The sequence below is a fragment of the Paenibacillus praedii genome, assembly GCF_049725345.1.
Lineage (GTDB): Bacteria > Bacillota > Bacilli > Paenibacillales > Paenibacillaceae > Pristimantibacillus.
On record NZ_JBMWAM010000006.1, the window covers coordinates 25,378 to 36,724 of the forward strand.

Below are 11,347 nucleotides of genomic sequence, written 5' to 3' on the forward strand. Positions count from 1 at the left end.
ATCATTGTCCGACCGTAACGCACCTTCTGCCGTTCTTCTTCGAATCATATAGAGCCGTATCCGCAATAGCGATCATCTGCTCTTTGCTGCTCTTCTCCACGCCGGTGACTATCCCTGCTGAGAAGGTTACTGTAATCGAGAGATCCTCCTGAATCGGTATGGACTGTTCCTCTACATTAGCCAACAGCCTGCGGCCAATCTCCTCTGCTTCCTCCCTTGTCGTCTCGGGCATGAGAACGGCAAACTCCTCTCCGCCCCATCTGGCAACAAGGTCCGTATCGCGAATATTCTCATTTAGAACCCGGGCTACGGTCTGAAGCACCTTATCTCCAAAGAGATGACCGTAAGTATCGTTTATTTGCTTGAAATGATCCAGATCGATGAGTATAAAAGAAAGCGGCCGACCATAACGGTTAGAACGATTGATTTCATCATCAAACCGCCGCTCGAAATGTCTTCTGTTTGCAATTTGGGTCAGCTCATCGGTAGCGGACAGATCGTACAGCTTCTGTTCAATAGCCTTGCGATCGGAAATGTCGTTCAGCACAACGATCAGTCCGCTTGCAAGCCCATCATCATTCACTGGATAGGTATCCGCCAGAAATGTCGCCGTGCCGGTCCTGCTCTCGATCTTCAGCTCCACCTGCTCGACCTTTACCCGTTGCGCCAGCAGTTGAAAAACTTGTTCAATCCCTGTACCTTTTGCTCTTACTTTAACATCCCAGAAGAAATGACCCATTACTTCATTTTGTTTCATTCCCAGTAAAGCAAGCATGGCTGGATTGCATAGATCGACTTTGCCGTTGCGATCGATGCTTACAACGAGTGCTCTGGAATTTTCGACCAGAATGTCCTGCTTGTTCAGCAGCTTCGTTCTCACTTTAAGCGCCTGGTTCATGATGAAAATAATAAGAATGCTTATGCCGATTTGCAATAAACCCGAATAGACACCTTCGATCACAATATTTTCCAAATGTGTAAGCACGTTCACCGTGCTGATGACGACGCATAAGGATAATACGAAGATCGCTTCCTTCATAGAAAGAAATAATAACGCCAGCACGACAGGAACGATGAAGATCTCTATGCTGAACATATTGCCGCTATGAATCGTTCGCAATAGATCCCAGAATAGACTTAACAGCAGTACGATGCCAAGCAGCAAATAAATAACAAGCTTTCTCTTCCTTGGAAAGGATTTCATCCAAACGGGTGTTGCAATGAAATAAGAGAATAGAATCATAACTGCGCATAATAGCAGTTGAAGCAGTAAGGGTATGCTTTGATGGAGCATCCATTCCATGTAGATAAACCCGCCGTACACCCCGAGTACCCCTATATTTCGGGCGGTGGTTATCATTTTACTTTTCACATTCCGTCCACTCCTTGGATGTCTCACTAGCTTCGTATGATTACTATCTCATTATATACATCAACCTCCTTCCTATTAGCAACCTTTATTTTAGAGACAGCTCGAATCCGTGCTCGTACGATACAGCAGCCGGTCTGCCGTCATATGCGCGAGCGCCTCGATTGTATTGACAACGCTGCCATAAGGACTGTCCGCAAGTTGTCCTTCTCCTATCGCATACAGCCCTTTGCATTCATGAACCTCGCCATAGGCGTCGACAACGGACTCCTTCCGATTCCAACCCATGCGATGGGTGCCATAACCAGCTGTATTGGCGTGACCAGGCCCCGACGCCTTGCCTACCTGCCCGCTGCTATTAATATCCGATACAAGCAGCAGCCTTGCATTCTCGCGCGCATTGCCGCCAAGAATAACAATCTCCGCCTCCAGGTCCTCGGCTTCTCCCACCTCGTTAAAGAACGATACGCCGCTCACTCTCCCCTTCATATCACGGTTGATGAGACCCATATGTACAGAACAACGAAGCGCCACATTTCCGGTTTCCTCTGCGGCTTCTTTTATGCTTTTATTTTCCGCTTCCTCTCTGTGCTCAAGAACGACGACATGAAGCCCAGCGCGGGCAAGCTCTGTCACGACAATGCCGGCTGCCGTACTGCTCCCAACTACGATGACGTCCTGCTGCTGACTCATGGTCCCACTCCTCCTCAATAGCCTGTTTTGCCTTTATACTTAGCCACGTTTTCTTTCGTCACAATTGGCGCTTCCAGCTCTATGAATTTCGGCATGCTCTCGCCGGCAATCGTTTTGGCCGCTGCAATAATGCCCATTGGCATGACAATCGGATAAGCGACCGTTGCATGAATCTCACCCGCTTCGATTGCCTCCAGCGCCGTTTCCTGCGCATCCACGCTTACGACGAAGATTTCGTCCTCACGTCCTGCAGCCTTGATAGCTGCAATCGCTCCCATCGTCATCACGTCGGCATGGGATACGATTGCGCTGATCTCTCCGGACGGAAAGCGCTGCAGCACATGCTCCATCATTCTCATCCCCTTTGCCTGTTCAAAATCCGCGTTCATGCTCTCGATAATTTTAATATTGGGATAACCCTCAAACGCCTCTAAAATCCCTTTATTGCGGTCAATCGTTGTCGTAGAGGCTGCTGTTCCTTTAATCTCAACGACATTGCCCTTGCCGTTCAACAAAGCGACTACCTGTTGTCCAGCCTTTCTGCCTACCTCGACGTCCTCGGCTTTAATGAGTGTAAGCGGCTCCACATTCGTCCACCTGTCGATCAGAATAATCGGAATTCCCGCATCCTTCCCCCGCTCAAGCGCCGCATCGACGGTATCCTTCTCTACGAGGTCAATCACGAGCACATCTACCTTCTGCGCAATAAAATCATCAATAACCGCGCTCTGTATGACGGGATCGCTTTTGCCATTTCCGATGATGACATCCATGTTAGGAAAATATTTTCTAACCGCTTCGTCCGCCATTCTCATCGTTCCCGCGCCGTAAGGAAATGTACCCGATGCAACAACGCCTACTGTGCCTTTAATAGATTCTCTTGGGGCCTCCAGTGTCAACACCTCTTGACAGCCATCCCCGCAAAATAATCCATAATCTATGGTAGTTGGATCATCGAAGACGGCAGCGTCTGAAGGAATTCCCGCATCCATAGTGGAATTCGGATTGTCATAGGAGTTGCGGCATGCAGCCGTAATAAGCAATACAATGATAAGCCCCGCACAGCCGAACCATTTCACTCGTCTCATCGCCGTATATCCTCCTCATGATTGAACAACTCTATGTACATTTTAGCGCAGAAAGCGTTTTCCGTGTATGATGAAGAGCTGGAACATCTTGCATTTAGCTCTCGTTTTTCCAATATCAAGTGGATTTCATTACTTGGTGATGACCATACCAATAACTCCGATTAAAACACAAGCAGCGAAGACCATTTTCATGATCGACATCGATTCGTTAAAAAAAGCCGAGCCTAATACCGCTACAAGAACAATTGCCACACCTGACCATATGACATAGGACATCGTCATGCCCAGATGCTTGATACTTAGGGATAAACAGAAATAACAGACGGCCGTAAATCCATAACCCAAATAATAGAGGGTCCAGTTGGGCTGTACGGAATGTATTTTAAAAGAAACGACGGCCATTATATTAGTAATAATGACAAGAGTAAGATAAACCCATCCCATGATGCTCTCCCCCTACTGACCAATGAAAAAGGGCCTGACGTTTAGGTTCAACATCAGGCCCTGTAACAGGTTCGTTTAATACTAATCTACATACAGGAAGCGGTTGAAGGTATGGAATGGTTCTAGTCCGTTCTTACGCACAACCACTTGATCCTCTGTACGAACGCCGCCGATGCCAGGAACGATCAGGGACAGCTCGTATGCGAAGGTTTGGCCTTCTTCGAGAACGTTGTCGCAAGCTGGACCGATTTCCGGAATATCCTCTTCAGGGTCCATACCTGTCGCATGCGCGCCGGTACGGCCTTCACTTACCTCTACCAAATATTGCTCAACATCGTATTTGCGGAATGCTTCGCGGATGACAAGATCTGCTTCGATACCCGTCATGCCAGCTTTGATCTTCTGCAAGCAGTCCTCGTAGCCCATCGAGCAAGCTTCCATTAGACGCTTCGCTTCTGGTCCTACATTGCCGTAGCAAATGGTACGGGCGTTGTCTGACGCATAGTCGTTGACGCGGATACCGTAGTCCATCATAACGAGGTCGCCGCGGCGCATTGCACGGTCCGTTGGACGCTTGAACAGTACGTCTGTGTTCTCGCCGGATTGGATCATAATGTCATAAGCGATGGCGTGTCCGCCATTCGCGAACATAGCTGCGTATACAAGGGAGGTTGCTTCAAGCTCTGTGATGCCTTCACTGTCGCGAAGCAGTTCCATCAGCATCTCGATACCAGCGTCGCATACACGGGCTGCGCGTTTCATCGATGCAATCTCAGCTTCGTTTTTCTTCGATTTCAGCTGTTCGATGATCATCGAACGCTGTACGTCGGAGTTTTTGAACGCTTCATTGATTGGGAACCAGAACTCGAGGTCCATGTATGTGTATCCGCAAATTCCAACCTTCTTAGGCTTATCTTTCTCTGCGCGTTCCTTCAGGAATGGCGCCCAGTCCTTGCGGATTTCGCGGATGTCGCCGCCGAGCGCTGACATGGCCGAAGAGCTGTGTGCGGAAGGAATCTCGCTCATTGGCAGGAAAAATACCGGATCGCGGTCAGGCACGATGTAGAGAAGCATCGGCTGTGGATATACGCCGTCGATCGTACGATAGTTCACAAGCCAACGAATGTTCGACATCCGGTAACAGTCACCAAATACGATTAGCGCGTCCAAACCTTCATCTACTACTTTTTTCTTTGCGATTTCAACGCGGGCTTTATAGTCCTCGTTCGTAATCGTTTCGCCTGGTCCTTGGAACTCTCCATAGCGTACAAATCTTTCAAATTTATCCGGAATCCATTTCAACGCTGCATTTGAGATCATTTATGTTACCTCCTATTTGGTTAGCTTCATTCTGTGTTATTTACGCTCCACACCAAGTGCCCAGTCCGTATAGGCAGCTGCGATGTCCACATTTTCTTTATCTATAACTGTTGTCGGTACGTTAATGATTTTGTCAACGGTGTAGCCAAGCACTTCATGCATGAACACAGATTTAATGAATTCACGTCCCATATCTACTGGACCTACGTTAACGGTTGCTGTCAGCTTGCCGTCGCGAATCGATTCATAGCCGGATTTCAGACCATCCGCACCAATAGTGATGATGCCGTCTGTGCCATCCCACAGCTTCAAACCACGAGCCTCTACGGCTTGCGTTGCGCCTTGCGCCATTTCCTCGTTCTCACCATAGATCAAATCAACGTCAGGGTTTGCTTGGAGCAGGTTCTCAGCAGCTTGCATCCCTTTGTCACGTACATAGTCACCACGCTGCTCACCTACGATTTTCATATCTGGGTAAGGCTTGATCGCTTCAAGGAAGCCGTTCTTACGTGATGTCGACCAGTGACCAGGAAGGCCCCATACCAATAGGATATTTCCTTTTCCGTTCAGCTTCTCAGCCGCATACTTACCTACGATATAGCCGGATTGGTAATGGTTGTTGTAACCGATAACCGAGACAGCCTTAAGCTCGCTCTCATCCCACATTTCAGCTGGCATGTTGAACATGAAGATCGCAGTACCCGCATCCATCGCTTTCTGATAAACGGCATTCATGGAATCGAAATCGCCTGCCGAGGAGACCAGAATCGCATCATACTCTTTCGCCGTCCAGTTCTCGATCGTTGCGACCTGAGATTCAACGGATTGATGCTCATTCGGTGCCGACATCTCGAACTCGAACTTCACGCCGAAGCGATCGCTAAGCTCGTTCATCATCGTATTCGCACCATGCTCAATAATGTCATAGAATTCCGAAGCAGCCGGAGGCGTGAAGCCGATTTTCAACGTACGCCCTTCCGATGCTTTTCTTACGAAACTCTCGAAATTTTTGTCGCCCCACTGGTAAGCCGTGGATGATCCTTCTGAAACGACCGTGTTTGTGTCAGTTGTCGTGTCAGTCGTCGCCGCAGGGGCGTTATTGTTCGTGCAACCTGCTGCGATCATGCTGACTACCAGGACTAGCAACAATACCAATTTCATACTCATTCTTGTACGTGACATGCGTTTGACCTCCTCGAATTTTCATACATCCAATGTTTAGTGCCTCGAGCCAAACCTGAACCCCTTGCCCTTTGCCTGTGTCATGCCATTTCTGTTTTAGCTTGGCTTCACCTCCTTTAATGACTTTCGGTTAAACAGCTTGAACTTGCCCGAGCCGCCCCAAATGTTAACCGACACGGCCACGAGAATGATGACGCCGACGACGATTGTTTCCCAATACGGGTGCACGTTGAGAAGATTCATTGCATTTTTGATCATGAACAAAATAATTGCTCCAAGCGCCGTTCCGACTAAGCTTCCTTTACCGCCGGATAAGCTTGTTCCTCCGATGATCGCGGCAGCTATGGCTTCAAGCTCATAGTTCTTGCCCATCTCCGGGTGTACCGTAGTCAGACGCGAAGCGAGCAGAATACCCGCGATTGCCGCGATAAGACCGGACAAGGCGTATACCTTGATGCGCAGCCGGTCGACCTTGATACCCGAGATCCTTACGGCTTCTTCACTGCTGCCGAGCGCCAGCACGTGGCGGCCGAATCTCATCCTGCGGAAGACGAACAGCAGCAGGAGTAGAAGAACAACCGCTACAATGATTGGGAATTGGATGCCCGCAATACGGCCTTGACCGAGAAACTCGAAATTGCTTTTCATGTACTCTCGGAATGGAATCGCTTCCGTCCAGACGTAGAGGACGCCGCGTGCGACAATCATCATAGCCAATGTCGCAATGAAAGGGGATATGCCCAGCTTGGTAATGACCAGCCCGTTAATGATCCCGATTGCTGTACCGACAATCATGCCGCCAATCACGGCCAGTACAATATTCACATCATGGAATAGCAGCCATGCCGTCATGCCGCCGGAAATACCGACGACCGAACCAACGGATAAGTCTATACCTCCCGTCGAGAGAACAAAGGTCATCCCGAACGCCAGAATCATTACGAATGCCGACTGCTGCAGTACGTTGAGCAGGTTCGTGTAGGTAAGGAAATGTTCTGAAGCAAATGACATCCCAATGATAATGACCGCCAAGAAAACGAGAAGGCCAATAACTTGTCGATCGATTCTGAATGGTATGCGTAAATCTTTAATCTGATCGGAATTCGTTTGTGCGAGCGGTTCTGGACTTTGATTAGCCAATTTCGTAGCCTCCTTCAGAAGCGGCTTTATTTATTCAGGTTATAGTTAGGCCGTCTTCGCTCTTGTGGATGTGTAACGTTCAACGCCCACCGCGATAATGATGATTAAGCCGGTTATGATCAAACGATAGAACTGATTGACCGCCAGAAGATCAAGGCCATTCGATACAAGCGCAAGGATGACAGCGCCGATCGCAACGCCGACCACGCTTCCCTTGCCTCCAAACATGCTCGTTCCGCCAATAACGGCTGCCGCGATCGCGTCCAGCTCATAGGATGTTCCCATAAGCGGCTGCACGGCCGTCAGCCTCGAGGTCAACACAACGCCGGCAGCTGCAGCGAGAATTCCCGAGAGCGCATACACACGAATTTTAATACCGTCCGTGGAAATGCCGGATAAATGCGAAGCTTCTTTGTTAGAGCCTACAGCAATAACAAAACGTCCGAAGCTGGTCATATTGAATACGAAGTAGCAAATGATTAATACGATAAGAGCAATCCAGACCGGCATCGGTATGCCGAGCAAATAGCCTTGTGCAATGAACTTAAATTGCGGCGTTGCAAAATCACGGATAGGCTCATTGATCGTAAGCAGAAGCAGCAGTCCGCGTGCAATATAGAGCATCGCGAAGGTTGCCAGAAACGGCGATATTCGAAGCTTAGTAATAAGAATCCCGTTAAACGTTCCGATTACGCCGCCTAAAATAAGTCCGGCCAAAATCGCAACCCACATGCTGATCCCTTGCATCATAAGCCAGCCGGTTACCCCTCCGCAGAGGCCTAGTACCGAACCGACCGATAGGTCGATACCGCCCATGGAGAGCACGAACATGACTCCAAAGGCAACGAGCATAACGAACACGGATTGCATCAGCAGATTCGTTACGTTTTCTACGGTCAGGAAGTACGGTGACGATAAGGATAAAAATATAAACAATACGACAAGGATCAACGATACGCCTAGTCCTTCACGAGAACTTAGCTTTGCTAGTTTTTTGGTTTGTGTGCTCATTCATGTCCTCCCGAAGCGTACATCATAATATTTTCCTCTGTCGCTTCTTCACGTGAAAACTCATGAACAAATTTCCCTTTGTGCATGACATAGATACGGTCGGAGAGTCCCATCAACTCAGGGAGCTCCGAGGATACCATCAGAACGGCTCCTCCATTACGCACAAACTCAGCGATCAGGTTATAAACCTCTATTTTTGCCCCTACGTCTATACCCTGCGTCGGCTCGTCGAAGATCAATACCTTCGGCTGCGTGAATAGCCATTTGGCCAAAATAACCTTCTGCTGGTTACCGCCGCTGAGGAATCTGACCCTCTGATTGACATGCGGCGTCTTAATGCCAAGACGCTTCACGTAATCCTCGGCGATTTCTGATTCCTTCTTTTTCTTCAGCACGAGCTTATTGGATACTACGCGGTCAATGGCAGCCAGCGTAATGTTGTTTGCGACCGACAGTTCGATGAGTGCGCCATGCAATTTCCGGTTTTCCGGCAAAAGGCCGATACCCGCTTTGATCGCGTCTCGCGGCGACCGAATCCGGTACGCCAATCCATCCATCGTAACCGTTCCCGAGTTGATCGGGTCCGCGCCTACAACAGCCCTTACCGTCTCCGTTCTTCCTGACCCGGCAAGTCCGGCAATACCAACGATTTCCCCTTGACGAACATGGAAGTTAATGTCCTGCAGCACACCGTCGCGGTTCAAGTTGCTGACCTTCAATGCCACATTGCCAAGCTTTACTTCTTCCTTTACGATGTGATTCGATAATTCGCGTCCAACCATCATAGAGACGAGTTGGTCGATATTAGTATCCACCTTGTTCACCGTAGCGACGAATTTTCCGTCACGCATAACCGTGATGCGGTCAGCCAGTAAGAACAGCTCCCGCAGGTGATGCGATACGTAAATGACCGATACGCCTTGTGCCTTAAGCAGCCGGATGAAATCAAATAAAACTTCCCGCTCTTGCTCAGCCAAAGCGGCTGTCGGCTCATCCATAATGACGACGGAGCATTCAATGGAAAGCGCTTTCACAATCTCGATTACGCGATTTTTCAGTGCGTCCAATTCACTAACAGGCTTAACGAGATCCTCTACCGTAGGGAAAAACTTCCGGTAAAGCTTCGCTGTTTCCTGATACATTTCTTTCTCACTCAGCGATTGCAGCGCTTTGCCCATCACGGACTTTAGAAGCTCTCGACCGAGATACACATTTTGTACAGCGTTCAGATGCGGAGCAAGCGAAGGCTCTTGAAAAATCGTGCTGATGCCAAGCGACTGCGCATCCTTGGTGCCATTGATTTCTACCGGCTTGCCTTTTACCCGGATCTCTCCGCTATCCTTGCGATATAATCCCGAAAGAATCTTGATCAACGTGGACTTGCCAGCGCCATTTTCTCCTACCAGCGCAAGCACTTCACCCTTGCGCACATTCAGTGAAACGTTCTCAAGCGCAAGCACGCCTGGAAATCTCTTCGTGATTCCGCTTAACTCAATGAGGACTTGATCGTCTGCTGTTTCCATTTGTTTTCCTTCACTCCCATCCAAATCATGTGAAGTCCTGTCCTATAGGGCGAAGCCTATTTTCTCTACACTCCAGCTTTAGCTCATCGCCATGTTTAAGGGCTGCCTCTGCCCTGTCGCTTATTCGCTACAGGGCAGGGACAACTATAACTTGAAGCCAGCGATTAATTAATCAACATACAAGAAGCGGTTGAAGGTGTGGAATGGCTCAAGACCATTTTTGCGAACAACGACTTGATCCTCTGTACGAACGCCGCCGATGCCAGGAACGATCAGGGACAGCTCGTATGCGAAGGTTTGGCCTTCTTCGAGTACGTTGTCGCAAGCTGGACCGATTTCCGGAATATCCTCTTCAGGGTCCATACCTGTCGCATGCGCGCCAGTACGGCCTTCACTTACCTCTACCAAATATTGCTCAACATCGTATTTGCGGAATGCTTCGCGGATCACAAGATCTGCTTCGATACCCGTCATGCCGGCTTTGATCTTCTGCAAGCAATCCTCGTAGCCCATCGAGCAAGCTTCCATCAGACGCTTCGCTTCTGGACCTACATCACCGTAGCAAATGGTACGGGCGTTGTCAGACGAATAGTCGTTGACGCGGATACCGTAATCCATCATAACGAGATCGCCGCGCTTCATTTGGCGGGTAGTCGGACGCTTGAACAATACATCCGTGTTCTCGCCGGATTGAATCATGATGTCGTAAGCGATGGCGTGTCCGCCATTTGCGAACATAGCTGCGTATACAAGGGAAGTCGCTTCAAGCTCTGTGATGCCTTCGCTGTCGCGAAGCAGGTCCATCAGCATCTCGATACCTGCGTCGCATACACGGGCTGCACGTTTCATCGATGCGATTTCAGCTTCATTTTTCTTCGATTTCAGCTGCTCGATGATCATCGAACGCTGTACGTCGGAGTTTTTGAAAGCCTCATTGATTGGGAACCAGAACTCAAGATCCATGTATGTGTATCCGCAAATTCCAACCTTCTTAGGCTTATCTTTCTCTGCGCGTTCCTTCAGGAATGGCGCCCAGTCCTTGCGGATTTCGCGGATGTCGCCGCCGAGCGCTGACATGGCCGAAGAGCTGTGTGCGGAAGGAATCTCGCTCATTGGCAGGAAAAATACCGGATCGCGGTCAGGCACGATGTAGAGAAGCATCGGCTGTGGATATACGCCGTCGATCGTACGATAGTTCACAAGCCAACGAATGTTCGACATCCGGTAACAGTCACCAAATACGATTAGCGCGTCCAAACCTTCATCTACTACTTTTTTCTTTGCTATTTCAACGCGGGCTTTATAGTCCTCGTTCGTAATCGTTTCGCCTGGTCCTTGGAATTCTCCATAGCGTACAAATCTTTCAAACTTATCCGGAATCCATTTCAACGCTGCATTTGAGATCATTTGTTATTAACCCCTTTCACCGTTTCAGATTTGGTTTGCCTTGCGGCTTCAAGAGCTTGTTGCTCTTGTTATCCTTAATTTACAGCATTAAAGGCCGCCATCTAAGTAAACAATCCTCTGATAGGGGGGACGATTCTCGGGTACCTGTATTAATCAAAAAGAAGGATACC

Annotated in this window: 10 protein-coding genes; all 10 read right to left on the reverse strand. The window is 49.0% G+C overall.

Going from position 1 to position 11,347, the window contains the following annotated elements:
• Position 1: 1 nt before the first annotated feature.
• Positions 2-1,372: a GGDEF domain-containing protein gene (locus ACO9K6_RS07570; protein WP_424766944.1), complete on the reverse strand. Its 1,371-nt coding sequence runs from the start codon at positions 1,370-1,372 to the stop codon at positions 2-4.
• Between the two features lie 90 nt (positions 1,373-1,462).
• Complete coding sequence (locus ACO9K6_RS07575) at positions 1,463-2,062, reverse strand: GMC oxidoreductase (protein ID WP_424766945.1); 600 nt, start codon at positions 2,060-2,062, stop codon at positions 1,463-1,465.
• Positions 2,063-2,076: 14 nt separating this feature from the next.
• A complete protein-coding gene (locus ACO9K6_RS07580) occupies positions 2,077-3,150 on the reverse strand; it encodes a substrate-binding domain-containing protein (RefSeq protein WP_424766946.1) in 1,074 nt (357 codons plus the stop codon).
• Between the two features lie 129 nt (positions 3,151-3,279).
• A complete protein-coding gene (locus tag ACO9K6_RS07585; protein WP_424766947.1) occupies positions 3,280-3,594 on the reverse strand; it encodes a DMT family transporter in 315 nt (104 codons plus the stop codon).
• 81 nt (positions 3,595-3,675) lie between these two features.
• Positions 3,676-4,914 carry a M24 family metallopeptidase gene (locus ACO9K6_RS07590; protein WP_424766948.1) on the reverse strand — a complete coding sequence of 413 codons (1,239 nt, stop codon included), beginning with the start codon at positions 4,912-4,914 and terminating at the stop codon, positions 3,676-3,678.
• A gap of 36 nt (positions 4,915-4,950) precedes the next feature.
• On the reverse strand, positions 4,951-6,096 hold the full coding sequence (locus ACO9K6_RS07595; protein WP_424766949.1) for a sugar ABC transporter substrate-binding protein: 1,146 nt from the start codon (positions 6,094-6,096) through the stop codon (positions 4,951-4,953).
• A 96-nt stretch (positions 6,097-6,192) separates the two neighbouring features.
• On the reverse strand, positions 6,193-7,236 hold the full coding sequence (locus tag ACO9K6_RS07600; protein ID WP_424766950.1) for an ABC transporter permease: 1,044 nt from the start codon (positions 7,234-7,236) through the stop codon (positions 6,193-6,195).
• 45 nt (positions 7,237-7,281) lie between these two features.
• Positions 7,282-8,247 (reverse strand): ABC transporter permease, encoded by a 966-nt coding sequence (locus tag ACO9K6_RS07605; RefSeq protein WP_424766951.1) that lies wholly within the window; start codon positions 8,245-8,247, stop codon positions 7,282-7,284.
• The gene (locus tag ACO9K6_RS07610; protein ID WP_424766952.1) at positions 8,244-9,770 is read right to left on the reverse strand and encodes a sugar ABC transporter ATP-binding protein; all 1,527 of its coding nucleotides are present in this window, start codon (positions 9,768-9,770) and stop codon (positions 8,244-8,246) included. The genes ACO9K6_RS07605 and ACO9K6_RS07610 overlap by 4 nt, the downstream gene beginning before the upstream one ends.
• 168 nt (positions 9,771-9,938) lie before the next feature.
• On the reverse strand, positions 9,939-11,177 hold the full coding sequence (locus ACO9K6_RS07615; protein WP_424766953.1) for a M24 family metallopeptidase: 1,239 nt from the start codon (positions 11,175-11,177) through the stop codon (positions 9,939-9,941).
• Positions 11,178-11,347: the final 170 nt, after the last annotated feature.

Excerpts from the sequence above, each read along its gene's own strand:
- ACO9K6_RS07575 (WP_424766945.1), bottom strand. The coding sequence starts at position 2,062 with ATGAGTCAGCAGCAGGACGTCATCGTAGTTGGGAGCAGTACGGCAGCC.
- ACO9K6_RS07580 (WP_424766946.1), bottom strand. The coding sequence starts at position 3,150 with ATGAGACGAGTGAAATGGTTCGGCTGTGCGGGGCTTATCATTGTATTG.
- ACO9K6_RS07585 (WP_424766947.1), bottom strand. The coding sequence starts at position 3,594 with ATGGGATGGGTTTATCTTACTCTTGTCATTATTACTAATATAATGGCC.
- ACO9K6_RS07590 (WP_424766948.1), bottom strand. The coding sequence starts at position 4,914 with ATGATCTCAAATGCAGCGTTGAAATGGATTCCGGATAAATTTGAAAGA.
- ACO9K6_RS07595 (WP_424766949.1), bottom strand. The coding sequence starts at position 6,096 with ATGTCACGTACAAGAATGAGTATGAAATTGGTATTGTTGCTAGTCCTG.
- ACO9K6_RS07605 (WP_424766951.1), bottom strand. The coding sequence starts at position 8,247 with ATGAGCACACAAACCAAAAAACTAGCAAAGCTAAGTTCTCGTGAAGGA.
- ACO9K6_RS07610 (WP_424766952.1), bottom strand. The coding sequence starts at position 9,770 with ATGGAAACAGCAGACGATCAAGTCCTCATTGAGTTAAGCGGAATCACG.
- ACO9K6_RS07615 (WP_424766953.1), bottom strand. The coding sequence starts at position 11,177 with ATGATCTCAAATGCAGCGTTGAAATGGATTCCGGATAAGTTTGAAAGA.